23 protein-coding genes are annotated in these 25,426 nt (G+C 61.3%); 2 read left to right on the plus strand and 21 right to left on the minus strand.

Going from position 1 to position 25,426, the window contains the following annotated elements:
- Nucleotides 1–4 precede the first annotated feature (4 nt).
- Complete coding sequence (locus BM341_RS08485; protein ID WP_089794899.1) at nt 5–871, minus strand: alpha/beta hydrolase; 867 nt, start codon at nt 869–871, stop codon at nt 5–7.
- Nucleotides 868–1,680 carry an alpha/beta fold hydrolase gene (locus BM341_RS08490; RefSeq protein WP_089794901.1) on the minus strand — a complete coding sequence of 271 codons (813 nt, stop codon included), beginning with the start codon at nt 1,678–1,680 and terminating at the stop codon, nt 868–870. The genes BM341_RS08485 and BM341_RS08490 overlap by 4 nt, the downstream gene beginning before the upstream one ends.
- Nucleotides 1,681–1,890: 210 nt before the next feature.
- Here BM341_RS08490 and BM341_RS08495 point away from each other — a divergent pair, with 210 nt between their 5' ends.
- Nucleotides 1,891–2,838, plus strand: a complete 948-nt coding sequence (locus BM341_RS08495) for an AEC family transporter (RefSeq protein WP_089795216.1) — start codon at nt 1,891–1,893, stop codon at nt 2,836–2,838.
- Between the two features lie 99 nt (nt 2,839–2,937).
- Here the strand turns inward: BM341_RS08495 and BM341_RS08500 are convergent, their stop codons facing one another.
- The 17 genes from BM341_RS08500 to kdgD (BM341_RS08580) all read right to left on the minus strand — a co-directional run bounded on the left by BM341_RS08500 (nt 2,938) and on the right by kdgD (BM341_RS08580) (nt 22,485).
- Nucleotides 2,938–4,515, minus strand: a complete 1,578-nt coding sequence (locus BM341_RS08500; RefSeq protein WP_089794903.1) for an aldehyde dehydrogenase (NADP(+)) — start codon at nt 4,513–4,515, stop codon at nt 2,938–2,940.
- Between the two features lie 104 nt (nt 4,516–4,619).
- A complete protein-coding gene (locus tag BM341_RS08505; protein ID WP_089794905.1) occupies nt 4,620–5,357 on the minus strand; it encodes a FadR/GntR family transcriptional regulator in 738 nt (245 codons plus the stop codon).
- Nucleotides 5,358–5,449: 92 nt separating this feature from the next.
- Complete coding sequence (locus tag BM341_RS08510; RefSeq protein WP_089794907.1) at nt 5,450–7,138, minus strand: thiamine pyrophosphate-binding protein; 1,689 nt, start codon at nt 7,136–7,138, stop codon at nt 5,450–5,452.
- Nucleotides 7,139–7,300: 162 nt separating this feature from the next.
- Complete coding sequence (locus tag BM341_RS08515) at nt 7,301–8,356, minus strand: Ldh family oxidoreductase (protein ID WP_281246492.1); 1,056 nt, start codon at nt 8,354–8,356, stop codon at nt 7,301–7,303.
- Complete coding sequence (locus BM341_RS08520) at nt 8,353–9,162, minus strand: NAD-dependent epimerase/dehydratase family protein (protein WP_089794909.1); 810 nt, start codon at nt 9,160–9,162, stop codon at nt 8,353–8,355. The genes BM341_RS08515 and BM341_RS08520 overlap by 4 nt, the downstream gene beginning before the upstream one ends.
- 79 nt (nt 9,163–9,241) lie before the next feature.
- Nucleotides 9,242–10,111: an amidohydrolase family protein gene (locus BM341_RS08525; RefSeq protein ID WP_217646194.1), complete on the minus strand. Its 870-nt coding sequence runs from the start codon at nt 10,109–10,111 to the stop codon at nt 9,242–9,244.
- Nucleotides 10,108–11,244, minus strand: a complete 1,137-nt coding sequence (locus BM341_RS08530; RefSeq protein ID WP_089794913.1) for a mandelate racemase/muconate lactonizing enzyme family protein — start codon at nt 11,242–11,244, stop codon at nt 10,108–10,110. Before BM341_RS08530 ends, BM341_RS08525 begins: the two co-directional genes overlap by 4 nt.
- 25 nt (nt 11,245–11,269) lie before the next feature.
- Entirely contained in the window at nt 11,270–12,550 is a 1,281-nt protein-coding gene (locus tag BM341_RS08535) for a TRAP transporter large permease (RefSeq protein WP_089794914.1), read from the minus strand.
- Between the two features lie 13 nt (nt 12,551–12,563).
- Nucleotides 12,564–13,091 carry a TRAP transporter small permease gene (locus tag BM341_RS08540; protein WP_245784223.1) on the minus strand — a complete coding sequence of 176 codons (528 nt, stop codon included), beginning with the start codon at nt 13,089–13,091 and terminating at the stop codon, nt 12,564–12,566.
- 62 nt (nt 13,092–13,153) lie between these two features.
- Nucleotides 13,154–14,152 carry a TRAP transporter substrate-binding protein gene (locus tag BM341_RS08545; RefSeq protein WP_089794916.1) on the minus strand — a complete coding sequence of 333 codons (999 nt, stop codon included), beginning with the start codon at nt 14,150–14,152 and terminating at the stop codon, nt 13,154–13,156.
- A gap of 40 nt (nt 14,153–14,192) precedes the next feature.
- A complete protein-coding gene (gene kdgD, locus BM341_RS08550) occupies nt 14,193–15,107 on the minus strand; it encodes a 5-dehydro-4-deoxyglucarate dehydratase (protein ID WP_089794918.1) in 915 nt (304 codons plus the stop codon).
- A 333-nt stretch (nt 15,108–15,440) separates the two neighbouring features.
- Nucleotides 15,441–16,766 (minus strand): enolase C-terminal domain-like protein, encoded by a 1,326-nt coding sequence (locus BM341_RS08555; protein ID WP_089794920.1) that lies wholly within the window; start codon nt 16,764–16,766, stop codon nt 15,441–15,443.
- A 37-nt stretch (nt 16,767–16,803) separates the two neighbouring features.
- Nucleotides 16,804–18,372 carry a galactarate dehydratase gene (gene garD, locus BM341_RS08560; RefSeq protein ID WP_089794922.1) on the minus strand — a complete coding sequence of 523 codons (1,569 nt, stop codon included), beginning with the start codon at nt 18,370–18,372 and terminating at the stop codon, nt 16,804–16,806.
- A complete protein-coding gene (locus tag BM341_RS08565) occupies nt 18,353–19,915 on the minus strand; it encodes a tripartite tricarboxylate transporter permease (protein ID WP_245784224.1) in 1,563 nt (520 codons plus the stop codon). The genes garD and BM341_RS08565 overlap by 20 nt, the downstream gene beginning before the upstream one ends.
- Before the next feature lie 17 nt (nt 19,916–19,932).
- Nucleotides 19,933–20,376, minus strand: a complete 444-nt coding sequence (locus BM341_RS08570) for a tripartite tricarboxylate transporter TctB family protein (RefSeq protein WP_089794927.1) — start codon at nt 20,374–20,376, stop codon at nt 19,933–19,935.
- 107 nt (nt 20,377–20,483) lie between these two features.
- On the minus strand, nt 20,484–21,539 hold the full coding sequence (locus BM341_RS08575) for a type 2 periplasmic-binding domain-containing protein (protein WP_089794929.1): 1,056 nt from the start codon (nt 21,537–21,539) through the stop codon (nt 20,484–20,486).
- 28 nt (nt 21,540–21,567) lie between these two features.
- Nucleotides 21,568–22,485 carry a 5-dehydro-4-deoxyglucarate dehydratase gene (gene kdgD / locus BM341_RS08580; RefSeq protein ID WP_089794931.1) on the minus strand — a complete coding sequence of 306 codons (918 nt, stop codon included), beginning with the start codon at nt 22,483–22,485 and terminating at the stop codon, nt 21,568–21,570.
- 316 nt (nt 22,486–22,801) lie between these two features.
- Here kdgD (BM341_RS08580) and BM341_RS08585 point away from each other — a divergent pair, with 316 nt between their 5' ends.
- Nucleotides 22,802–23,749, plus strand: a complete 948-nt coding sequence (locus BM341_RS08585) for an AEC family transporter (protein ID WP_089794933.1) — start codon at nt 22,802–22,804, stop codon at nt 23,747–23,749.
- An 83-nt stretch (nt 23,750–23,832) separates the two neighbouring features.
- On the opposite strand, the gene sixA is transcribed toward BM341_RS08585, so the two are convergent.
- Nucleotides 23,833–24,333 carry a phosphohistidine phosphatase SixA gene (gene sixA / locus BM341_RS08590; protein WP_089794935.1) on the minus strand — a complete coding sequence of 167 codons (501 nt, stop codon included), beginning with the start codon at nt 24,331–24,333 and terminating at the stop codon, nt 23,833–23,835.
- The gene (locus BM341_RS08595; RefSeq protein WP_089794937.1) at nt 24,326–25,393 is read right to left on the minus strand and encodes an NAD(P)H-dependent glycerol-3-phosphate dehydrogenase; all 1,068 of its coding nucleotides are present in this window, start codon (nt 25,391–25,393) and stop codon (nt 24,326–24,328) included. Before BM341_RS08595 ends, sixA begins: the two co-directional genes overlap by 8 nt.
- Between the last annotated feature and the right edge of the window lie 33 nt (nt 25,394–25,426).

The following is a 25,426-nucleotide window of genomic DNA, read 5'->3' on the forward strand; positions in this document are numbered from 1 at the left end:
CTGCTCATTGCGCTGATTGCCAGGCCACCAGCGTCTCGACCACGCGCCCGACAGCGCCAGACTCCAGATGCAGATGATGGCCGCCCGGCAGCACCCGGCGCTCGAGCTCCGCCACCGCGGCGCGGGCCCGTCTGGCCATGTCGCGCTCGCCGAGAATGCCATCCTCACCCTCGACCAGCAGCACCGGGCATCGAATGGCCGCCAACATGGCCAGTGACTGCTCGGGACAGAACCGCACCGGTGAAGGGCGCAACAGTCGACCATCGGTACGCAGCCGCAGTTTGTTGCCTTCGTCGGGCGCCAGGTTGCGTCTGACCATCGGCTCGGCGGTATGCGCATCGATGGGCGTCACACCACCGGCCACCCGAGCGGCTACTGCCGTCTCACTATCAGGATAGCGCGGTGCTGGGGATCTGGAGCGCCGATGACCTAATAGTCCCTTGCGCAGTTGCTGATGCGCCTCTCTGGCCTCGGTGGTCAGTACGCCTAATCCATCGATCAGCATCAAGCGTGCCACGCGCTCGGGAAGTGCTGCGGCCACCAGACAAGAGACTCCGGCACCCAGCGAGTGGGCCAGTAGGGTCGCCTGGTCGATCTGCAGCGAATCGCATGCGTCGAGCAGATCATGGCAGTAATCCCAGAGCGCATAGTCACTCTCCCCGGCGAGCGGTTGCGAGAGGCCGTGGCCGGCAAAATCGATGGCGACCACGCGAATGCCGAGCCGCTCGACCAAGGGTGGCGCCAAGCGCGTGAAGCTCGCCGCGTTATCAAGCCAGCCATGAAGCGCTAGCCAGACAGGCGCATTGGCGTCGCCCCAGCTCAACGCAGCCAGGCGGCCTTCGGCGATTCGCAGGGAACGCGGCTCCATCATGTTCGGTCATCCAGCAGGGTATGCAGCATGGCCAGCAAGGCCTGACGGGTCTCGTCGGGGTTTTCCATGGGGAACATATGGCTTCCCGGTACTTCCTGGACCTCGATGCCATGGCGGACAAGCCGCTTGCGTCGGCGCGGGGTCAGCAGATCAGACTGCGTACCGGCCAGCACTCCTGCCGGCACCCTCAAGCGCCGCGGCAGCGTGCCCAGGTGGTCCGGCAAATGGCGAAAGATATTCACTTCGACCTGGGGATCGTAGGTCAACGTCACCCGACCATCCTCGAGAATCCGGGTGCCGCCCTCGATGTAATCCTGCAGTGCCGACTCAGTAAAACGTCGGAAGAGCCCCCGGCGACGCAGGTAGTGCGCCATGGCGTCGCGGTCCGGCCAGATGATGCGCCGACCCTGGCTCTTTCCCGCCGGCGTGACGCGGTCGACAAACCCCAGCAGCTTGGCAAGCTTCACGGCCAAGGCATCCGGGCCGAGCATCAGCGGCGGGTCCAGCATCACCACGCAACGAAACCGCTCGGGAGCCTGCTCGGCCGCCATGGCCATGAGCACTCCACCCATCGAGTGACCCACGCCGATCACCGGGGTCTCGATATGGGTCAAGTGCTCCAGCAACTCGTCGCGCAACGAGTACCAGTTGTGTCCGACCGGAAAATCGGGGTGATGCCCCAGACGATCCAGCGGGTGCAGGGCGAATCGCGCTTCCAAGGGGGCCAGGAAGCTTCGGTAGCTGATGCCAGGAAACCCGTTGGCATGGGCGAAAACCAGAGTGTCGCGCTGAGTCGTGTGTTCGTGCATGGTGGTATCCTGACTAGCGGTAGCAGACTAACGAGTTTACCATCGTTAACGCCTCTTCCATGAGAAGCAAACACTCGTTTTAACACCTGTCGACGAGACAACGCCAGGAGAGCTCGTGACCAAGCCGCCCCGCGACACCCGCCTGCGTAACGCCTTGTTCTTCGCCACAACCCTCACCGCCCTGGTGGTTGGTTTGTGGCTGGCCCGCTGATGGGCCCGATTGATGTCTTCTTCGGCACCCTGGAAGTCACCCTGCCGGTGTTCTCCATGGTCATGATCGGCATCCTGCTCAAGCGCATCGGCTGGATTGACATGCCTTTCATCAACACGGCGTCAAGCCTCGTGTTCAAGGCCACCATGCCGACACTGCTGTTTCTGAGCATTATCAAGGCAGACCTGGCAAGCGCCCTGCAACCCGGCCTGATCGTGTATTATCTGGCGGTCACGACACTGTGCTTTTTGCTGATCTGGGCATGGACCCTTTGGCGCAGTCCTCGCCTCGATCGCGGTGTCTTCGTTCAGGGCGCCTTTCGCGGCAATTGCGGGATTGTCGGCTTGGCGCTGGCGGCCAGCATGTACGGCGACTACGGCTTGTCGCTGGGTGGCATCATGGCCGGCGGTGTCATCGTACTGAACCTGGTACTTTCGGCGATCATTCTCGCGCTCTACAGTCCCACCGCAAGCTCCAACCTCGTCTCCATTTTCCGCGAGCTTGCCGTCAATCCCCTCATCATCAGTATCCTGGCAGCGATCCCGGTGGCTTATTTCGGCATTACGCTACCGGCCTGGCTGATGACCTCGGGGGAATACTTCGGCTCGCTATCATTGCCGCTGGCACTGATCTGTATCGGCGGAAGCCTTACCCTCAAGGCCGTCAGCCAGACACGCGGTCAGGCGCTGGAAGCGAGCCTGTGGAAGATTATCGGAATGCCGGCGCTCGGGGTCATCCTGGCCCTGCCGCTGGGCTTTCGTGACGCCGAGCTTGGTATCCTGTTCCTGTTTCTTGCCAGTCCTGGCGCCGCGATCAGTTATGTCATGGCAAAAGCCGTCGGCGGCAACGAACAACTGGCCGCCAATATTATCGTCATCAGCACCTTCGGCAGCATGGCAACGGTAAGCCTGGGCATCTTCCTGCTCAAGCTCGCCCAACTGATCTAAACCCCAACGATCCTGGAATGATCGCTTTCCTCCGGCGCCAGCAAAAAGGGGCCGGCCTCCCGGCCGACCCCTCGTCTGCGTCACGTGTCTTGTCTAGCCTTAGCCTTCGCGCTGGCCATCGACCAGGCGGCTCACGCCCAGCGGATTGGCGTCCTGCAGCGCCTCGGGCAGCAGGCCCGCCGGCAGCGCCTGGTAACACACCGGGCGCAGGAAGCGGAAGATCGCTGCGCTGCCCACCGAGGTGGTGCGGCTGTCGGAGGTCGCCGGATACGGCCCGCCGTGGACCATGGCGTGGCAGACTTCCACCCCGGTCGGCCAGCCGTTGGCCAGAATACGACCCGCCTTGCGCTCCAGCGTCGGCAGCAGCTGGCGGGCGGCGTCAAGGTCGCCGTCGTCCATCTGCAGGGTGATGGTGAGCTGGCCTTCGAGCTCGGCGGCCACCCGCTGCATCTCCTGCGCGTCCTGACAGGCGATCACCAGCGCCGTCGAGCCGAAGACCTCCTCCTGCAGCGCGGGATCGTTGAGGAAGGCCTCGGCCTGGGTGACGAACAGTCCGGCCTGGCAGGGGTGGGCGGTCTCGCCAACCTGGCCGCGCGCCACTTCCTTGACCTTGGCATGGCCGGCCAGCCGGCCGACGCCCTGCGCGTAGGCGTCGTGGATGCCGGGGGTGAGCATGGTCTGGGCGGCGCTGCCCTGGACCGCCTCGCCGGCGGCGGCGACGAAGGCGTCAAGTTCAGGGCCCTGGCGCGCGATCACCAGGCCGGGGTTGGTGCAGAACTGCCCGGCGCCCATGTTGAGCGAGGCGGCGAAGCCCTCGGCGATCGTGTCAGCGCGCGCCGCGAGCGCCTCGGGGAGCAGGAACACCGGGTTGATCGAGCTCATCTCGGCGTAGACCGGGATCGGCTGCGGGCGCGCCTGGGCGGTGGCCACCAGCGCGGTGCCGCCACTGCGCGAGCCGGTGAAGCCGACCGCCTGGATGCGCGGGTCGGCGACCAGCGCCTGGCCGATCTCGCGGCCCGAGCCGAACAGCAGCGAGAAGGTGCCCTCGGGCAGCCCGCACTGGCTCACCGCGGCCTGCACGGCGCGACCGACCAGCTCGGAAGTGCCGGGGTGGGCGGAATGGCCCTTGACCACCACCGGGCAGCCGGCGGCGAGTGCCGAGGCGGTATCGCCGCCAGCGACGGAAAAGGCCAGCGGGAAGTTGCTGGCGCCGAACACCGCCACCGGGCCCAGCGCGATATGGCGCTGGCGCAGGTCGGCGCGCGGCATCGGCGCGCGCTCGGGCAGCGCCGGGTCGATGCGCAGGTCGAGCCACTCGCCGGCCCGCACGACGTTGGCGAACAGCCGCAGCTGGCCACAGGTGCGGCCACGCTCGCCTTCCAGGCGCGCGCGGGGCAGCCCGGTCTCGGCCATGGCGCGTTCGATCAGGTCATCGCCGATCGCCTCGATCTCGGCGGCGATGGTTTCCAAAAAGGTCGCGCGTTCCTCGAGCGAGGTCTCGCGATAGGTATCGAAGGCCGCCTCGGCCAGTGCGCAGGCCTGCTCGACCTCGGCCTTGCCGCCGCCCATATAGGTCGGTTCCAGCCTCTCGCCGGTGGACGGGTTGACGGCGTGGATCTCGGCCTGCTGGCCGCTGACGGCCTGCTGGCCAATGAGCATGGTTCCGTTAATTGACATAGAAGACTCCTGTGTCACTGAAGGGGAGTTGAAAAGAAAGCCTCAGCGCCATCGCGCAGAAAATAGCAACGTACGCGAGCTTTGAGCATAGATCGCGTTACGAATCATTGGTCCCGGTACTTGGCGTACATGTTCCGCGAACGATTGAGATGCTGAAACATGGTTTCACGAGCGGCCTCGGCATCCCGCGACAGGATCGCCTCGAGAATATAGGTATGTTCCTCATGAACACGTTCCAGATAGCGCTCCGAGGACGTGGCGTTGATTTCGACACTAAGCAGCTTGGCTCGCGGAATAACGCTTTGGCTCCACTGCTCGTAAAAGGACTTGAAGAAAGGATTCTTGGTCGCCCGCGCGATGGCGAAATGAAAGTCATAATCCTCACTGCGCGCCTGGGACTTCTCCAGGTGAGCCCTTCCAAAAGCCTCATGGCGTTTCAGAAGTTCACGACGGTCCTCGTCGTCGTGACGTAAAGCCGCCAACTCGGCGGCAGCGGGCTCGAGCGTCAGTCTCAGCTCGAGCAGGTGCAGGATGTCCTCGACCGTCGTTGGGTTGATGCGCTCGGCAGGCTTGGCCTCCTCGGTGGTCGCACGCAGCACCGTCGTGCCCACACCACGGCGCGTCTCGACCAGTCCCAACGACTTCAAGTGGGTGATCGCCTCACGAATGACCGTACGGCTGACGCCAAAGGATTCGCACAGGCTATTCTCGGTCGGTAGCTTGTTACCCACCGCGACCTTGCCCTGCGTGATCAGGGATTCCAGTTGATCCGCTACATGAACGGATAAGCTCCCCTGTTGTGGCACCTTTCGCACATTGATGCGAGCAAGATCCGTCACCATGTTGACATCCTTCTCATGATGTATGCAGCGCTTCGCTGTATGATGTCATACAGCATAGCATATCGGGTCATTTTTTACCGCAACGCGACCGGTCAGGCGGAACGCCGTGCCGAGTCGCGCAGTGCCGAGACGGTGGTGCGCGTCGAAATCCGCTCGGGATCGGTCATAAGCTCGATGACGGCAGGACGCCCCGAAGCCATGGCCCGTTCCAGGGCCGGCTTGACGCTGCCCGTGTCGCTGACCCGCTCGAAATGCGCGCCGAGCCCGGCCGCCATCAGGCCGAAATCCGGATTGACGAGGTCGGTCCCCGAGACGCGTCCCGGATGGTCGCGCTCCTGATGCATGCGAATCGTGCCGTAGGTACCGTTATTGAACAGCAACACGATGGGTCGCCCGCCATGCTGGACGGCAGTGGCAATTTCGACGCCGCTCATCATGAAGCCGCCATCGCCGACAAACGCCAGCACACACTTGTCCGGCTCGCGCAACGACGCCGCTACGGCGGCGGGCACCGAATAGCCCATCGCGCCGCAGGTCGAACCGATGATCCGACCGGGACGCTGATAGGCCAGGAAACGCTGCGCCCACCCGGTGTGGTTTCCGGCGTCCAGGGTGACGATAGCATCCTTCGGCAGGCTGTCGCGCAACGCATGCATCGCCGCACCCATGTCGAGCGGATAGTCGTGCGCCGGTGGCTGGATATCGGCAAGGTACTCATCGCGAAGCGTCTTGCGCCACTCGTTCCAGCGGCGGCGCTGCTCCCAGTCGCATGGCGCCAACGCGGCGGCAAGCTTGTCGGGCGCCGAGACCACGCCCAGCGCCGGGCTGAAGACACGGCCTATCTCGTCCGGGTCGACATGCGCATGAATCAGCGTCTGGGTGGGGTTGGGCGCGGTCAGGGTGGTGTAGGTCTTGGTGGTCATCTCGCCGAGCCGGGCGCCGACGACCAGCAGCAGGTCGGCCTCGCCCAGGCGCTTGATCAGCGACGGCACCACGGCGGTACCGAAATCACCCACATAGCAATCCGAGGCGTTGTCGAGGATATCCTGGCGCCGGAAGGAACAGGCCACCGGCATCCCGTTGGCCTCGGCGAACGTCCTGATCTGTGCACAGGCCTCATCTGTCCAGCCCGACCCGCCCACCAGCATCATCGGGCGCTCGGCACGCGATACCAGGGTGCCGATCCGCTCGATCTCTTCAACGGTGACGCCCGGCCGCGAGGGCGCATAAGGCGGCGCGTCAGCGACCTCGACGACGTCGGTCAGCATGTCCTCGGGCAAGGCCAGTACCACCGGACCCGGGCGGCCCGAGGTGGCGACCCGGAAGGCACGCGCCATGTATTCTGGAATCCGGCGGGCATCGTCGATCTGGGCGACCCACTTGGCCACCCCGGCGAACATGACCCGGTAGTCGATCTCCTGGAACGCTTCCCGATCCATGGAACCGCGGTCGACCTGACCGACCAGTAGGATCATCGGTGTCGAGTCCTGCTGCGCGATATGCACGCCAATGGCGGCGTGGCAAGCCCCTGGGCCACGCGTCACCAGGCAGATACCGGGTCGCCCCGTCAGCTTGCCATAGGCCTCGGCCATGTTCGCCGCTCCGGCCTCGTGCCGCGCGTTGTAGAGCGTGAAACGCTCGCGCTGATCGTGGAGGGCATCCAGTACCTCCAGGTAGCTTTCCCCGGGCACGCAATAGCCACTATCGGCGCCGTGAGTCAGCAGCTGGTCAACCAGCACTTTCCCCCCGGTGCGTGGGGAGGGTCGTGACGTTGTGGCCATGTCAGGTTCCTAATGGCAGAGACGGACGCCCCCAGGGTGACTGGAGGCACGGGTCGAGCAAGGGAAACCATTCCTGATGTCTGCCGACTAAGGAATGGCCTCGAGGGTCGGCTTCTTGCGAAGAATCAGATAGGAAAACACCCTATCATCGCGAGCAGCGTCCTAGGCCCCGTCGCTATCCTTGAGATGCACCAGCTCCTCATACAGCTCAGAAGGAATCGTCACCCCCTCGGTCTGACTTCGCTTCCTGGCGGCATGGCGACGCTGTGACGGCAGACGAGCGCCCTGCGCAATGACCCCTTCGAATAAGGCCTCAGCCTGGCGCAAGTGTGTCTCGGCATCCGCGCCAAGAAAAGCGTGTGGATCCATGGCCAGGATGAATTCACCGTGCTGAGGTGCTCCCTCCCCGCTCCCGTCTGCTGGCCGGGTCTGGTGACCCAGGCGATCTCCGATCAGCGGTCCGGCGAGTAGTTCGATCATGATCGACAAGGCCGACCCCTTGTGACCACCGAAAGGCAGCAGCGCGCCCGCCAGCGCGGCTGCGGGGTCGGTCGTCGGATGTCCCTCGCCGTCGAGCGCCCAACCCTCCGGAAGCCTCTTCCCAGCCCGCCGGTGGAGTTCGACCTCGCCGCGCGCCACCACACTGGTGGCGAAATCGAAGGTGAACGGCAGACCCTCCGGCCGCGGCCAGGCGAAGGCGATAGGGTTGGTACCCAACAGCGGCGATTGTCCCCCGGCTGGTGCGACATAGGCATGGCTCGGTGTCATCGCCAGCGCCACCAGTCCCTGCTCTGCCAGCGATTCTACCTCGGGCCACAAGGCCGAGAAGTGAAAGGCGTTGTTGACGGCAAGAACCGCCACTCCATTGGCACGCGCCTTATCGATCAGATGTTTCCGGCCAGTCTCGAAGGCCAGCAGCGAAGACCCTCCTCGTGCATCGACACGCACCACGCCCGACGCCTGGTCGATCACCTCGGGAATAGCGCACGGGTCAACTCCGCCGTGCCTGACGGTGCGAACGCAATCGAGGAGTCGATACAGGCCATGCGAGTGGCACTCGTCGCGCTGGGCCGCCACCACGCTTCGGGCGATGGCAGCGGCATGTGCCGAAGAAAAACCGTGCTGCTCGAGTATGGCAACGCTAAGTGCCCAGGCCTCATCGAGCGATAGCCTCACTTGATCATCCATATGCCCCCCGGCTGGTTTGCAAAGCATCATGCGCCACCTCCAGCGTCATCCGGATGACCGAAGGTGACGAACTTTCCGCCTTGATAGACAACGGCGAGATCATCGGGAGCCGGCATGGATTGCTGTGCGATCTCCTCGCGCCATGGTTCGGAGCTGTCCCTGGGCACCCAGCCGAGGAAGGCCACCTTGCTGTTGTCCCACCATGTCTCCTGGTTGTCCGAGGCGCCATAAATCACCGTGTTGCCCAGTTTCGGCGCCACGAAGGCACGCTCAAGCAGGCTCACGAAGTCCTCGACGCTCATCCAGGTGGCCATCATGCGAGCATCGGCCGGCTTGGGGAAGCAGGATCCGATCCGCACGCTCAGTGTCTCGACACCGAACTTGTGGAAGTAGAGGCTCGCCAGATCTTCGCCGAAGCACTTGGAGACGCCATACAGAGAATCGGGGCGATGCGGCACCTCGGTATCGATGCGCGTGGTGCGCGGGTAGAAGCCGATGGTGTGGTTGGAACTGGCGAAAACGACACGCGGCTTGCCCAGCTGTCGGGCCGCCTCGTAGAGGTTGTAGGTGCCGACGATGTTAGCCTGGAGAATGTCTTCCCAGGGTTTCTCGACCGACATACCGCCCAGGTGAATGACCCCCTCGCAATCGGCAACCAGGCCACGGACAGCCCCGGCATCGGCCAGGTCGGCGTAGACCAGTTCCTCGTGATCGGCAGCCTCACCGAGTTCAGCCACGTCCGACAGCCTGACTTGGCGTGCCAGTCGCGGCAGATGGGGACGAAGGGCCTGCCCCAGGCCACCGGCGGCTCCCGTCACCAGGATTCGGTTCAACATGAAAACACTCCTTTTTGATGTTCGAAACGCACGGCCATCGCCAAGCCCGTGCGCCAGTCACGAAAACAGCGCAGGACGACTAGAAGCCGTATAGATTCGCCGGATTATCCACCAGGATCTGACGGTGCAATGCTTCAGGTGCCCAGTCGAGTAACACGTCGAGCTGCTCGGTATCGTCGGGGTACTGTTCGCGCGGCACACCGACGTGCGGCCAGTTGCTGCCCCAGATGATGCGCTCGGGCGCGTGGTCGATGACTCGTTTGGCGATCGCCCCGATATCCGCGTAGTCGGGACCGCCAGTCTGGCTGGCTTCATAACCGGCACAGATCTTGAACCAGACATTGCCGCGATCGAGCAGCCGCAGGATCTCGTCGACGCGGCGGTCGCTAGCCGGTACCGGGGGCATGAACTTACCGATGTGATCGATGATGTAATCACCCTCGATACGCCGCAGTCCATCCAGGTAGTCGTCGAGATACTGGCCATTGAACTGCACCATCAGGTGCCAGCCCAAAGGCCGGATCCGCCGCTCCACTGCGAGCATGTCGGCATGTGTAACCGCGCCGCCCGGCAGGTTCATGATGCGCGCGCCGCGAACGCCTTTTTCGTGCCAGTCGCGTAGCTCATCGATGGGGGTATCTGGCGCCACGGCAGCGATACCTCGTGCCGTATCCGTACCCAACTGCGTCAAAGCATCCAGCAGTGCCCGGTTGTCCAGCTGGTAGGCATTGGGCTGAGTGACAATCACTCGATCCAGGCAAAGCCACTTCTGAAAGCGACGATAGTCCGCCACAGTTGCCAGTTCGGGAATCCTGGGACCGCCGGGCTGGGCCTCGTACCCCGGCAGGTACAGGTGAATATGGCAGTCGGTAGCCCCGGCCGGCGCCTTGAGCTTGGGTGCCGGGCCTTCGAGCGGCCGGGTATTGGCAGGGATCTCTGACACGCTCATGTCTCCTTCAAAGCGAACTGGCGCAACGCGTCGCGGTTGATCTCGATACCCAGGCCAGGACCGTCCGGGATGCGAACCACGCCCTGGTCATGTTCGATCGGCGTTTGCACGACGGCCTGACGGAACGGATTCTCCGTGCGATCGAACTCGAGTATTGGTTCGATCGGGTTACGGCGAGGTGGATTGGGCAGCATGGCGGCCATGAATTGCAGGCTAGCGGCCAGGCACACAGCCGTGCCCCAGACGTGCGGCACCAGGCGTACGCCGTGCATGGCCGCCATGTCGGCCACACGACGGATCTCGGTGAAGCCTCCTACCCCGCAGATATCGGGTTGCAGAATATCCACGGCGCGGATCGACAACGGTTCAAGCATGGCATAGCGACCGTGCCAGGTTTCGCCTCCCGCCACGGGGATCGGTTGATCGGCGCGCACGGCACGATAGGCTGAAATATGCTCCGGCAGTACCGGTTCCTCGAACCAGTCGACGCCAAAGTGCGCGGCACGCCTGCCCACTTCCACCGCTTCCAGATAATCGTAACCATGGTTGGCGTCGATCATCAGGCGCATGTCAGGCCCGATGGATTCGCGCACCGCTTCGATGACGCGCAGGTCCTCCTCGACATCGAAACCGATCTTGATTTTTACGGCATGAAACCCCTGCTGCCGATAGCCCGCGACTTCACGCGAAATATCCTCGACGCGATCGACGCCTTCGCGCCGGAAGGAACCGGTGGCATAGGCACGCACGCTGTCACGAAAGCGCCCGCCCAGTAACATCGAGATCGACGCTCCGAAATGCTTGCCCTTGATATCCCAGAGCGCAATATCGATGCCACTCAAGGCGGTAACCGTCAGGCCTCGCTGCCCTTGATCACGCAGGCGGTTGTAAAGCTCAAGCCATATTCTTTCTGTTTGCAGCGGATCCTGACCGACCAACGCCGCCGCATAGGCTTCGACGACGGCAGCGTTGGGCTTAGCCGGCCCCAGGCACTCCCCCCACCCGATCAAGCCGTTGTCGCAGACGATCTCGACCAGGCAATGCTGACGCCTTGCAAAATGCATTGAAGCGCTTTCGAATGTCGTATCCAGCACATGGTCCAGAATATGCGTGTGTACAGATTCCACCTTCATCAATGACCATCCTTTTTTATTGAAATCAGTCAAACATCTGCGGCAACGTCAGAGACACGGCCGGGATGTAAGTCACGAGCATCAAGGCAACAAAAAGGGCAAGATAAAAAGGCCAAATCGTGCGTACGGCATGTTCAATCTTGATTTTTCCTATAACGCAGCCAACGAAGAGGCAGGCCCCTACAGGTGGCGTGCAAAGACCCAGTCCCAGGTTCATCATCAGGATGATCCCAAACTGGATCGGGTCCATGCCAAATTCCATGGCGACAGGAAGAAAGATTGGTGTACAGATCAATATCAGCGCTGCCATGTCCATTATCATGCCCAACAGCAGCAGGATGAGATTGAGCATGAGGAATATGACCAAGGGGCGATCCGAAATCGACATGAGCCCTGACGTCAACATCTCAGGAACGTTGTAAAGCGCCAATAAATAAGAGAATGCTGAAGCACATCCCACCAGAATCATGACCAAGGACGTCGTCTTGACAGACTGCAATACGGCCGCCTTGAAGGATGCCCATCTCAACTCTCGATAGACGATGGCGGTGACAACGATCGCATAAATAGCGCCGAACGCTCCAGACTCCGTCACCGTCAATATGCCCGACAGCACCCCACCGACAATGATCACCGCAGTGAACAGGCCCGGAAGGGCAGCGGCCAGGCTAACCACCAGCGCATGCCAGCCGGGGAATGCTTCGCCTTGATACCCGCGCTTAACGGCTACCACATAGGCGGCTACCGCCAAGGCCAGGCACATGAGTATTCCGGGTACGATCCCTGCGATGAAAAGTTGCGTCACCGAAATCCCACCGCCGGCAGCCACCGCATAAAGAATCATGTTGTGGCTCGGCGGAATCACCACTCCGGCGACCGACGATGTCACCGTCACGTTGACCGCATAGTCAGCGTCATAGCCCTTTTCTTTCATGACGGGCACCAATATGGAGCCCAACGCGGAGGTATCAGCAACTGCAGAGCCAGAAATGCCGCCAAACAGCATGGAGGAGCTGATATTCACCATGCCCAGACCGCCACGGACCCTACCCACCATGGCGGAAGCCAGCCTTACCAGGCGAGTTGATATTCCCCCATGCAGCATCAATTCGCCTGCAAAAATGAAGAAAGGAATCGCTAGCAACGAAAACACCGAGATGCCTGAAAGCAATCGCTGAAAGGCAACAAATAATGGCAAACCTTCGTACAGGAAAGCTGCAACGGCGGCCAGGCCGACGGCAAATGCCACTGGCGCGCCAACAACCAACCCTAAAAAGAAAATGCCGAAAAGAATGATGAGCCCCATATCCATTTCCTTCCTACTGGTTCGGACTGAACATGCGTTTTAGAATATTCGCACCCGAGAAAAGGACCATGAGCAGCCCACATAGCACTAGAGGCGCCGCACGCCAGCTTTCTGATAGACCGATCATGGGGATCGCCCTTTCAAGGTTTGTCATGACCAGCCCCCAACCCTGATGAGCCATAAAACCGCCGAACAATAGGATGAAGAGGTCGGCAATATGATGCATAACACGTCTTATAGGACCCGGAAGCCCCTCACGAACAAAATCTATATTAAGATGGGTGTTATAACGAACTCCTGCTGCCGCTCCAAGACATGTGATATATACAACTATCACCAGCGAGGCCTGCTCGACCCACGTCGGCGTATCGTTAAGAATATATCGTCCAAAAACCAGCCATCCAAATATGGCAATCAGGATAACAAGGAGTATGCCGCCAGCCCATAAACAAAGCATCGCCACACCGTCGAGGATCATATCGATAGTGCCAACTTTCTCTGCTTCCTTCTCATTTTCTGACGTATCAGTATAGCTATTCACAATACCGGTTCCTTTTCGTCTCCCGGCGAAGACATCGCCGGGAGAACGGTTATACGAAGGCGTCAGCTGGCTGATCTAATATCCTCGATGAGTGACTCAAGTTCGGGGTTTTCCGCGATGAAGTCGTCATAGACAGGCTGCATCAGTTCCTGAAACTCAGCCTTGTCCTCGACCTCATTGATTTCCACTCCCGCATCCAGCACTTTTTGCTTACTCTCTTCAGAGCTTTCTACCCACAGTTGACGCTGCATTTCCGAGGCCTCAATGGCTGCCGCCTCGATTATTTCCTGGTCTTCTTCTGAAAGCGCTTCCCAGCTGGATTTCGCGATACACAGGCATTCAGGAATGATCAGGTGCTCGGTCAAAGAGTAATAACCTACAACTTCATAATGGTTGCTTGACTCGAAGGAAGGATAGTTATTTTCTGCGCCGTCAAGCACGCCAGTCGTCAAGCTTTGATAGACCTCTCCATAGGCCATGGGCGTAGCATTGCCGCCCAGAGATTCAATCATGTCCACGTAAAGATCGTTGTTCATGACACGAATCTTGAGACCTTCGACATCTGCCGGCGTCTTGATCGGCTTTTCAGTGTTGTAAAGGCTTCTTGCTCCAGAATCGAACCAAGACAGTGCAATTAGGTTTTGCTCTGCCAAGGCGTCAGCAAAGCGCTCGCCTATTTCGCCATCCATGACACGATGCATATGGTCAACATCATCAAAGATGAAGGGCAATGAAAGGACGTTTGTTTCCTTCACAATAGGTCCCATAGGTCCCATATTGAAGTTAGCAAAATTCAATGCACCGCTGCGAGTCTGTTCAATAGCGTCTGGTTGATCGCCAAGAACGGCATTATTATAGACTCGGGCAGTCACACGGCCTTCCGTGTCTTCCTCAATCGCTTCGGCAAAGGCTTCCAAGGCAACGGTGTTGGGATAACCTGGCGGGTGAATATTCCATCCTCTCCAATCCTCTGCCTGAACGGGGGCGGCAAATAGCATCATTGAAGCGGTAATGGTGCTAGCGGAGAGTAGTGCACCTGATTTAATTGTCTTTGTTTGCATTTTTTTGTCTACCTTTCTTGATGAACTTAGCGGTTTATGGTTACTGCTTTACGTTACCAATCAGCGTCTCGAGCTGCTGGCATTCTTCGGAAGTGGGCATGCTCAACGGGGCGCGTACGCTGCCCGCCGGACGCCCGATGATCGCGGCACCCGCCTTGATCAGGCTGACGGCATAGCCGGCCTTCCGATCCCTGAGGTCCACGAAGGGAATGAAGAAGTCGTTGGTGATCTGCTTGACGGCTTCCCGGTTGCCCTTGCGCAGTGCCTGGTAGAAGGTGACGGCCATGTCGGGCACGAAGTTGAACACGGCCGAGGAATAGGTGTTGACGCCGATGGAGAGGTACGCCTCGGCGAAGATTTCGGCGGTGGGCACGCCCCCGATATAGACCAGTCGATCGCCGACCGTCTTGACGATCTTGTTCAGCGCCTGCATGTCGCCCTTGCCATCCTTGAGCGCGATCAGGTTCGTGCAGCGGTCGGCAAGCTCCACGACGGAGGCGGCATCGAGAATGCCGTTGCCGCGGTTGTAGTAAACGACATTGAGCGAGGTGGCATCGCAGATCTGCCGGGCGTATTCGACCAGCCCGTCCTGCGGGCATTCAGTCAGGTAGGGCGGCATCAGCAGGATCCCGTCGGCCCCCGCCTCTTCGGCGGCCTTGGCGAACGCCTGGCCGCTGCCGACGCTCAAGCCGGCGCTGGCAATCACCGGTAACTTGCCGTCCACCACCTCGACCGCCAGGGTGACGATCTCACGGTATTCCTCGAGCGTCAGGTTGAAGAACTCACCGGTGCCGCCCGCCACGAAGACGGCCGAAATGTCATGGCTGATAAACCACGCCAGGCGCTGGCGGTAGCTGTCCGGATCGAAGTTGCCCTGCTCGTCAAAGTCGGTGATGGGAAAAGAGAGCAATCCATCCCCCAGGGCGTGTATCACCTCATCTACTGAAAATTTCACCCGTTTGTCCTCTTCTGCGCGTCAATGTAGCCTGCGGTGGCGACGGCATGGTTCGCTGCGCCGTCTCGCCTGGGGAGGGACAACAATCGACCGTGCATTGCTGTCATACATCATACAACTGTCAAGATAGTGATCGAGTCGCGGTCTCACAAGCAACATTGCAATAATCACGACCAAAGTTTAATGCTCATATATCTTGGCTGCATCACTTTAATTACGAGCCTCTCGCTTGTTGACCCAACATGATCGTGACGCACTGGGAAGAACCGATGGGGCAAGCCCCAGTGCTGTTACACAAGGGAGCGCTCATGACACTGAATACGCCTGAAAGCTCTAACGGACGAGGGCTGGCCGCTTCGGATCGAAAGACCATCCGGGTATCAGGAACTGCATCGCCATAGCGTCGTCGCGTTGACCAACATCCAGCTGCCGGTAGAGCTGATGCGCTTCCATCAGTTTATCCTCATCCAACGTAACCCCCAGACCAGGCGTTGTCGGGACCGTCAACTGGCCATCGCGGATTGTCAGCGGTTCCTGGGTAATGCGTTGCCCGTCTTGCCAGATCCAGTGCGTATCAATGGCCGTGATCTCGCCGGGGCAAGCGGCTGCCACATGCGTCATCATCGCCAGTGAGATGTCGAAATGGTTGTTGCTGTGCGAGCCCCAGGTCATGCCCCACTCGTTGCAAAGCTCTCCTACCGCGACCGCGCCCTGCATGGTCCAGAAGTGGCAGTCGGCCAGGGGGATGTCCACGGCGTTGAGCTGAACCGCCAGCTTGAGCTGCTTGTAGTCGGTGGCGATCATGTTGGTAGCCGTAGCAAGGCCGGTGCGCTTCTTGAATTCAGCCATGGTCTCGCGGCCCGAGAATCCGCCCTCCTGACCACAGGGGTCCTCGGCATAGCTCAATAGCCCCTTGATCGGCTCCAGCACCCGCACCGCCTCTTCGAGACCCCAGGCACCATTGGGGTCCAGCGTCAGACGCGCCTCGGGGAAGGCCTCGTGCAGCGCGCGAATGCAGTCGGCCTCTTCCTCGCCAGGCAGCACGCCACCCTTGAGTTTGAAGTCCTTGAAGCCGTAGCGATCAAAGGCGGCCTTGGCCAGATTAGCCACGGCATCCGGCGTCATCGCCTCGCGGTAGCGCACCTCGTCCCAGGCATCGACCGGGTCGGTCGTCTTCGGATACGGCAGATCGGTCTTGTCCGGGTCGCCGAGCAGGAACAGGTAGCCGAGTGCTTCGACCTCGTCGCGCTGACGTCCGAACTGACCCAGCAGGTCGGCCACGGGCATGCCGAGCGCCTGACCGAAGAGATCATACAGCGCCGACTCGATGGCGGTGACGACGTGCACGGCCACGCGCAGGTCGAAGGTCTGGCGACCCCGTTCTTCGGGTCCGTTGCGCGAGAGCACGTGACGGGCCTGGCTCAGGACCTTTTTCACTTCGTTGACCCGGGCGCCCTCGATCAGCGAGCGGCACTGTTCGAGCCCCTTGAGGATGCCGTCGCTGGACGGGATCTCCCCGACGCCGCGGTTGCCCGAGTCGTCTTCCAGCACCAGCACGCAGCGGATGAACCAGGGCGCGTGGCCGCCGCTGAGGTTCAGCAGGAAACCGTCGTAGCCGGCGACAGGCACGATATTCATTTTGGTGATCTTGGGAAACATGGGTCTTGCCTCGCAAAAAATGTCGTGTCGGCGACGATCAAGTGACCGGCGCCGGATTGAACAGCACCAGATCGTTGTAGAGGCCGAGGCGCTCGGCGGCGACGCGCTGACGGCCGCTGGCCACCTCCAGGATCAGATGAAAGAGTTCCCAGCCGACGTCCTCGATACTGGCTTCGCCGGTGGCGATGCGCCCCGCATCGAGATCGATCAGGTCGAACCAGCGCTGACCCAGGGTCGAGTTACTGGACACCTTGATGACCGGTGCCATGGACAGGTTGTAGGGCGTGCCACGGCCGGTGGTGAAGACCTGCAGGTTCATGCCGGCGGCGAGTTGCAGGGTGCCGCAAATGAAGTCGCTGGCCGGGGTGGCGGCGAAGGTCAGGCCTCGCCGACGCAGTCGCTCACCGGGGCCGATGACGTCGACGATGGGTGAGTTACCGGACTTGATCACCGACCCCAGCGCCTTCTCGACCACGTTGCTGAGGCCGCCCTTCTTGTTGCCGGGCGAGGGGTTGGCGCTGCGGTCCGCCTGACCCTGGGCCAGGTAGTCGTCGTACCAGGCCATCTGATCGACCAGCGCCTGGCCCACCTCGCGGTCGACTGCCCTCGGCGTCAACAGGTGGATGGCGTCACGTACTTCGGTGACTTCGGAGAACATCACACTGCCCCCAGCCCGCACAATCAGGTCGGTGGCGAAGCCCACCGCGGGGTTGGCGGTCACGCCGGAGAAGGCGTCGCTGCCGCCGCACTGCATCCCGACCGCCAGCTCGGACACCGGGCAAGTCTCGCGACGCCGCCGGTCGAGACGCTCCAGGTGGCGCTCCGCCATGGCCAGGATGCCCTCAACCATCTCGCCGAAGCCGTGGAAGGATTCGTCCTGGAGGCTCAAGACGTTGGCGTCCGGATCCGCCGCTTCGGTGTTCTCGTAGATCTTGACCGGTTTGTCATCGATCAGGGTGGAGGGCTGCAGTTTCTCGCAGCCGAGCCCGATCACCATCACCTCGTTGCCGAAGTTGGGATTCAGGGCGATGTTCCGGAGAGTGCGAATCGGCACCACGGCAGCCGGCGCGTTGATCGCCACACCGCAGCCATAGGAATGATTGAGGCCTACCACGTCGTCGACGTTGGGAAAGCGCGGCAGCAGCTCACGCTTGATCCGCTGCACCACGTAATCGACGGTACCGGCCACGCACTGCACGCTGGTGGTGATGCCGAGCACGTTCTTGGTGCCGACACTGCCATCGGGGTTGCGAAACCCCTCGAAGGTGTAGCCTTCCAGCGCCTCTACCGCGGGCGGCTCGCGAGTGGCCAAGGGCAATTCGCCAAGTGCTGGCGCCGTGGGCAGGCGCACATTGGTCTCGTTGACGTGCCCGCCACGGGAGATAGCCGCCACCGTTGTGCCGATGACCTCGCCGTAGCGAATCACCCGGTCGCCCTCGGCCAGCGCCACCAGCGCCACCTTGTGGCCCTGCGGGATAGGCATCGTAGTAATGACGCCGCCCGCGATGGCAGTGCCTTCGGCGAGGCCACCGCGCTCGACCACGATGGCGACATTATCGTTCGGGTGCACCCGAATCACCCGGGCATTAGCGGCTGTTTGAGTCATGACCCTTCCCTGAAGCGGTTTGCGTGCTGCCGGTGATCTGGGTCAGCTCCATCTTCTCCCTGGCGCGAGACTTGACACCCATGACGATCGAGAACATCACCGAGGCGATGATCAACCCCCATAGCACTACCGCGATGGGGCTCTTGGTGAAGAAGATGGAAAATGTCCCGAACGACTCGAGGCTCTTGACGAAGTAGACCTCTGCCTGACTTCCCAGAATGAAACCGATGATCAGCGGAGCGACCTCCAGGCCGATCTTCTGGACCAGGTAACCCAGGATGCCGAAGATCAACAGGGTCCAGACGTCGAACATGATGCCGTAATTGATGGCATAGGCCCCCACCACGCACATCATCACGATGATCGGATAGAGAATGTGCTTGGGCACCATCACCACCTTGGCGATGTGCTTGATGGCATAGAACATCAGGAAGAACATCACGATATTGGCGAACACCAGCGCCGTCATCATGATGTACCAGGTCTCGGGGTTTTCCGGGATGAACAGCGGCCCCACCTGGATGCCCTGCAGGGTGAAGGCCCCGATCAGCACCGCCGTGGTGGAATCACCGGGAATGCCGAGCGACAGTAGCGGAATCAAGGCGCCGCCCGTCAGCGCATTGTTGGCCGACTCCGAGGCGATGAGCCCTTGCGGAGCACCCTTGCCCATCTGCGACGAATCCCGCGCCAGGTTCTTCTCTTGGGTATAGGCCAGCACCGAGGCGGCGCTGCCGCCGACCCCAGGCAGCATGCCGATGAAAGTCCCGATAAAGGACGAGCGCACCAGATTGGTCAGGCGACCCTTGAAGATTGAAAGCGAGAAGCCAGCTCCCTTGCCGATCTTGATGCGCTTGTTGGTCGTGTCGCTCTTCACACCCTTCTCGGCCTCGAGCAGGATGGTGGAGATACCGAAGATGCCGATGAGTACCGGTAACAGCGAAAAACCTTCGAACAGGTAGGGCTCCATGAAATCGAACATCAACCGGGTCTTGCCGTTCCCTCCATCGGAGATGCTGTAGTCGCCAATCAGACTCAGCCAGATGCCGATGACCCCGCTGAAGATGCCGATCAGCATGCTGCTCGACAGCGAGGCAATGACACTCAATGCCAGCAGGATGATCAGGAACTTCTCCACATAGGAGAACTTGATCGAGAAGTCCGCCAACAGTGGCGCGAACAAGAAGAGCACGGCGGCGCTGATCAGCCCTCCGACGACCGACGCGACGACGCAGACCCGCAGCGCCTTCTCCCCTTCGCCCTTTTGAGCCATGGGGTAACCATCGAAGGTGGTGGTGATCGAGGAAGGTGTGCCGGGGATGTTGAGCAGCACCGCCGGCACCATACCGCCGGAGATCCCGCCCACGTAGAGGCCGAGCAGCAGTGCCAGGCCGTGGTGCAGACCGAGGGCATAGGTCAGCGGCAGGCAGACCGCCACCGCCATGGTGGCGGTCATGCCGGGAATGGCGCCGAAGATGATGCCGACTAGCGCCCCGAATCCGGCAAGAAGAAAGAAAGTGAGGTCAAGAAGTGACAGGAATTCCATGGCGGCACTCGCTTCGGTCACGGCAGGGTGATAGTGAATAGCTTGGCGAGAACGAACCAGGCCAGACTAGGGGCGACGACGGCATTGACCACCACGATGGTTAGTGACTTCTTTGTCCATTCGTGCATGTACATCAGCGACATCAGGAGCACGAACGCCATCGAGACGAACAGGAAGCCATAGCCCGTATACGGGAACATATCGCCCACCACTGTCATCAGGTAGAAATAGGCCACGATCAGCGCCAGGGTGCCGAAGAATCGCCAGCCATCCATGGGCTCCCCCACGATGGGCAGGGTCCGCTCTCCGCGCTTCACCGCGACCAGGAAGGGGGCCACCTTGGTCACCAGGATCACCGCAAACAGCCCCGCCATGATCCAGTGGATGATTCTTGGGAAGTACAGATGGGAGGTCTCGAAATCTATCGAGACGCTAAGCAGACTTGAGAGACCTGATTCCATAGCGGCTCCGGGAACGGGCAGGAAGATCTCCTGCCGGCAGTGTTCTATAGCGGTTCATGCCATATGGCGGGGGCACCGGCGACATGGCGCCGCCGATGCCGGTTCACTTACTGAATGTTTTCGATGATCTCTTCGTAGCGTGACATCTTCTCTTGTAGATACTCCGTGGCCTCTTCGGACGGCTTGAAGTTGGGGATGAAGAAGGAATTCTTCTGGACTTCCTGGATCTCGCCTTCGGCATAGATCTCGGTGAGGGCCTCGTCGATCTGGTCCACGATGGCTGGGTCCATGTCCTTGTTGTAGAGGAAAAAGAATTCCTTATCGAAGGTGAAGGTCTCGTCGTCACCCATGGTGACGTGAACGTTGGGCTCCACGTACTCCAGCAGCTGTTCGCGGGTGGTCTGGCCCAGGCCCTCTTCCGGCGCCTGCTCGATGGTGTCCTGACGCGCGGTCAGCCAGACGAAGCGCATGGCCTTCTGGTCGTCTTCCGGCAGTCGGGTGTACTGCTCGTTGGCCTGCACGGTGCCGTTGATCACGTCCGCCTGACCGTCGAAGAGCTGCTGGTTCTTGTCCGACTGGGAGCCAGTATTGACAGCAACCAGATTGTCCTCCTGGCCCGGGTGCTCGATGGAGATGGCGTTCTTCAGGGCACTGAAGCCGATCTCGGAGACACCGCCCGGCTGGATCGCCACGCGCACCTCCTCGCCGTCGCCCACCGCGGCGATGATGTCGTCGAGAGTCTCGTACGGCGAGTCCTTGGGCACCAGATAGGCGTTGCCCGGGTTGATGGCGACGGTCGGCCCGACGGTGTACTTCTCGAAAATGTTGTCGTAGCCCTCCACGCCATACAGATACCCCAGGTAGGACTGGTCGTGGAAGATCATCAAGGTATTGCCGCGAGAGTCCCGGTCCAGCGTGCGGAACGCCGAACTCGCCCCGACGGCATCGACCTTCATGTTGAGGTCGAGCTGCTCGGCCAGCTTGTCCACGACGATGGTGGAGTTCTGATAGGTATCACCCCCGGTCGACGTGGAGCCGATGACGACACGGATATTGCCACGCAGCGGGCCATCCTGAGCCATGGCGATGCCGGCACCGAAGGTCATGGATGCCATGACGACGGCGGAGCCCAGTCCTGTCAGGGTTTTCTTGGATACAGTCATGCTTTCACCTCGTTCGCTTGTTGTCGGTCTAGCGTTGCTTGGCGATACCAATCAGCGTCTCGAGCTGCTGGCATTCTTCGGAAGTGGGCATGCTCAACGGGGCGCGAACGCGGCCCGCCGGGCGCCCGATGATCGCGGCACCCGCCTTGATCAGGCTGACGGCATAGCCGGCCTTCCGATCCCTGAGGTCCACGAAGGGAATGAAGAAGTCGTTGGTGATCTGCTTGACGGCTTCCCGGTTGCCCTTGCGCAGTGCCTGGTAGAAGGTGACGGCCATGTCGGGCACGAAGTTGAACACGGCCGAGGAATAGGTGTTGACGCCGATGGAGAGGTACGCCTCGGCGAAGATTTCGGCGGTGGGCACGCCCCCGATATAGACCAGTCGATCGCCGACCGTCTTGACGATCTTGTTCAGCGCCTGCATGTCGCCCTTGCCGTCCTTGAGCGCAATGAGATTGGCGCAGCGGTCGGCCAGTGCCTGGACGGAGGCGGCCGTGAGAATGCCGTTGCCGCGGTTGTAGTAAACGACATTGAGCGAGGTGGCATCGCAGATCTGCCGGGCGTATTCGACCAGCCCGTCCTGCGGGCATTCAGTCAGGTAGGGCGGCATCAGCAGGATCCCGTCGGCCCCCGCCTCTTCGGCGGCCTTGGCGAACGCCTGGCCGCTGCCGACGCTCAAGCCGGCGCTGGCAATCACCGGTAACTTGCCGTCCACCACCTCGACCGCCAGGGTGACGATCTCACGGTATTCCTCGAGCGACAGGTTGAAGAACTCACCGGTGCCGCCCGCCACGAAGACGGCCGAGATGTCATGGCTGATAAACCACGCCAGGCGCTGGCGGTAGCTGTCCGGGTCGAAGTTGCCCTGCTCGTCAAAGTCGGTGATGGGAAAGGAGAGCAATCCATTTCCCAGGGCGCGTGTCACCTCATCTACTGAAAATTTCACCCGTTTGTCCTCTTCTGCGCGTCAATGTGGCCTGCGGTGGCGACGGCTTGGGTTCGCTGCGCCGTCTCGCCTGGGGAGGGACAACAATCGACCGTGCGTTGCTGTCATACATCATACAAGCAACAAATTAATGTTTGGATTGCCGTCTCGCAAGCGCCATCATGGTGATCGCGACCAAAGTTGTATGCATGCAGCGGGGTGCATATGCTGGGTTACCGGTTGTCGCTCCTGGCCCTCGGGAGCGATTCTCAGATGCCTAAAGACGAAGAACCCCAGTTATGCCCAACGCCTCTCACCTGCTGAGATCCACCTGCGTATGAGTCCTGTCGAAATATTCCTCGGCACACTGGAGATCACGCTTCCCGTGTTCGCTATGGTGTTTATCGGCCTGGTGCTCAAACGCGCCGGCTGGATCGACCAGGGCTTCGTTGCGACCGCCTCGGCGCTGGTATTCAAGGCCACCATGCCGACCCTGATCTTTCTGAGCCTGATCAAGGCCGATATCGAGACGGCCTTCCATCCCTGGCTGATGGTCTATTTTGCGCTGGCGACCCTGGCAAGTTTTCTGCTGAGCTGGGCCTGGGCCCTGTGGCGAGTAAGCCATGCCGATCGAGGGGTCTACGTTCAGGGCGCGTTTCGCGGCAACTGCGGTATCGTTGGGCTGGCGCTGGCGGCCAGCATGTACGGCGATTATGGCCTCTCGGCCGGCGGGTTGCTGCTGGGGGTGGTGATTCTGAGCTATAACGTACTGTCGGTGATCGTGCTCGCGGCATACCGGCCGGGCAAGGATGCCAACTGGCGCAGCATCGCCAAGCATGTCGCTCGCAACCCCTTGATCCTGGCGGTGCTGGCGGCGCTACCCTTGGCGATTCTGGAGATTGACCTGCCGGCCTGGCTGATGACGTCGGGTGAGTATTTCGCGTCACTGACTCTGCCCCTGGCATTGGTCTGCATCGGCGCAACGCTCTCGGTCAGTGCTCTGCGTCAATCCTATGGCCCCGCCATGGGGGCCAGTCTGCTGAAGATGGTCACCCTACCCGTCCTCGCCACCGCCGGCGCCTGGCTGGTGGGATTTTCCGGGCGTGAGCTGGGGCTGCTGTTTCTTTTCTTTGCCAGCCCGACGGCGGCGGCCAGCTTCGTGATGGTCAAGGCGATGGGCGGCGATGCCAAGCTGGCGGCCAACATCATTGCCATCAGCACGTTGATGGCAAGCTTGACCGTCACCGCAGGCATTTTCGCCTTGAAGCTGCTCGTGCTGATCTAGGCGGTCAATTCATGCAGTCATTTCTATCATCCTCGCAAACTTGCATCCCCCACTCAAAGAGTCCTCGCCGCCAAGGATGCGCCTCAACCGGCTATATCCGCGGGAGCGATGAATCGCGCCAGGCGGGCACAGCCGGCGGCAGGAGTGTCGGCGGTCAGTTCGGCAATGGCCCCGGTGGGGAAGGCCAGGCCGCCATCGGCTCGCCCGTCGACCAGCAAGCCGATGAGCCCACCGACCAACGGCATATGGCTGACGATCAGTACCGGACGCTCGTCGTCCTGCTCGAGCAGCCAGTCCACCACAGCGCCAGGGGAGTCATCGGGAGTGATGTTCTCGAGTGTCTCGACATCGCGTCGTGGTCGGGCGATTGCCAGCCCTTCGGCGACCAGGTCGGCGGTCTGGCGAGCCCGCACGAAGGGGCTTGCCAGCAGCCGTAGCTGCGCCAGGTCGAGATCGTCCCGCCCCGAGAGCCAGGCCGCGATGCGCCGTACTTCCTGACGGCCCTGCGGGGTCAGCTCCCGCGCTGCATCGGGATGGCCCGGCGCTGCCTGACCGTGACGCATGATCAAGAGTCGCTCAGTCATTAGGCGCTCCCGCGTCGCGGCGGTCCTGCTTGACGTCCTCACGGGGCAGCACGAATTCCACATCGCTGCTCTGCTCGCCACGCATCAGCAGGCGCGCCATCTCGCGCGCCGGCACGCCATTGAAAAGCACTTGATAGAGCCCTTCGGCGAGCGGCATATAGACGCCATCCTCGAGCGCCTTTTCGCGCACCAGGCGTACCGTGTTGACACCTTCGGCCACCTGGCCGAGCGACGCCACGGCCTCATCCAGCGTCTTGCCCTCGCCCAGCGCATAGCCGACGCGATAGTTGCGCGACAGGTTCGAGGAACAGGTCACGATCAAGTCGCCGACCCCTGCCAGCCCCAGGAACGTCATGGGGTTGGCGCCCCGTGCGACGGCAAAACGCCCCATCTCGGCCAGCGCGCGGGTCATCAGCATGCTGCGGGTATTTTCGCCCATGCCGAGCGCGGCGGCCATGCCGGCGGCAATCGCGTAGAGATTCTTGAGCGCCCCGCCAAGCTCCACCCCGAAGCGGTCGTTGCTGGCGTAGACCCTGAAGTAATCGCAACCCAGCGCCGTTTGGACACAAGTACGGGTCTCGGGGTCGTCGCTGGCGATCACCGTGGCGGTAAGCTGCTTCTGGGCCACCTCGGAGGCCAGGTTAGGGCCGGAAATTACCCCGATATGCGCAAAGCCGGTTTCCTCCTCGAGGATCTGGCTCATCAGCTTGAAGCCCTCTTCCTGGATACCTTTGGTGGTGCTGACGAGGATCTGCTCGGCGTTGAGCCAAGGCCTTGCCTGGCGTACCACCTCACGAAAAGCTTGGGAAGGAATGGCCACCAGCACCAGCTTGGCCCCCTCCAGCACCTCGGCCATCTCGGTGGAGGCCGTCACGGCGGGATTGATGGCGTAATCGGGCAGATACCGGCCATTGCGATGTTCGCAATTGATTTGTGCCGCCAACTCGGGATCGCGCAGCCACTGGCATACCCGGGCTCCGTTGTCGGCAGCGATGCTGGCAAGCGCCGTGCCGAAGCTGCCGCCGCCGAGCACTGCCACCCGCATGGTAACGTCGGACATGATGACACCGAATGAAAGTGATGAAGAATGAAA

The sequence above is a fragment of the Halomonas korlensis genome (genome assembly GCF_900116705.1).
Classification (GTDB): Bacteria; Pseudomonadota; Gammaproteobacteria; order Pseudomonadales; family Halomonadaceae; genus Halomonas; species Halomonas korlensis.